The organism is Azospirillum sp. B4 (assembly GCF_000333275.1).
Lineage (GTDB): Bacteria > Pseudomonadota > Alphaproteobacteria > Azospirillales > Azospirillaceae > Nitrospirillum.
In genome coordinates this window covers 1-1,012 of sequence record NZ_BACU01000567.1, presented here as the reverse complement: position 1 = coordinate 1,012, position 1,012 = coordinate 1, and the positions used below count along the sequence as shown (strand labels likewise).

The following is a 1,012-nucleotide window of genomic DNA, read 5'->3' as shown; positions in this document are numbered from 1 at the left end:
AGGCCATCAGCACCGCTATCCTCATTCAGGTGCCAGAGGGATGCAGCCGTTTTATCGAAACGGCAAACGCTCCCCTATTGCCTCCCTCCCGGTTCGTCCTAGTCAAACCCGGATTGGATCTCCGGGATCGCCGGGTTGAGGAGAGGCTTGCCATGGACCATGGCCATCAACCGCCCGGCGTGGACGCCGTGGCGGACCGTATAGACGTCCCCCGTCGATTTCACGTGACACTCAACCGGCCAGGCCAAGGCGGGCCCCGAGGCCAAGCCAAGGGTCGGCCGCATTCAGGGCCCGGCGGCTACAAGGCCGCCGCCGCCGCCTCGGACTTTACCGGCTTGCCTGAGGGGTATGCCCACCCGCGTCAGCTCCTTCGGCCGATCCTGGAAGCGGGGCGCCGCAGCGGCCTCTGCCCCGGCGCCATCAACACCTTGACTGTCATCGTCGAGGCGACCGACCGTCGCAGCTGGGTCGCCGGCGGCATGCCGTCATGTTCCGTCAGCAATGACCGGCTGGCACTCAGCGCCGGGTCGCTGCCAACTGTGACACGCCACATCCGCCAACTCAGGGAAGTCGGTGCGTTGCAAGTTCACTATGGTGAAAATAATCGGCGCCACCCTATCCGGGATAACAGTGGCGGTATCGTGGTCTTCATGGGATTCGATTTAAGGCCTCTGGTCTCCTTCGCCATGGCATGCAGGCGTGTCGCCCAGCAGCAGGTGGAGCTCCAGAAGCGGATCGTCTTCCTGGCGGGAGAAGTCACCGGCCTCACCCTCGCCATCGAGGAGCACCTGGTGTCACTGGAAATCCGCCTTGGCCAGGCTACCCCCACCTCCCTCGACGGTGCTGCCGGCGCTGGTGTGTCCCTGGAGGAGCTGCAGTCCATTCGTCGGGAAACACGCAACCTTCGCTCACGGTTCGCCCGCTCTTCGGATGAGGCGCAGCAGCGCATCCAGCAGCGTCTGAGGGACTTGGTTGACAACCTCCGGTCCCAGGAGGAGGCCCTACGGGATAG

1 protein-coding gene is annotated in these 1,012 nt (G+C 64.4%); it reads left to right on the top strand.

The window, feature by feature from the left end:
• Nucleotides 1-152: 152 nt before the first annotated feature.
• Nucleotides 153-1,012 (top strand): helix-turn-helix domain-containing protein (locus I55_RS36305; protein WP_199902721.1); only part of this gene is annotated, 860 nt, incomplete at its 3' end.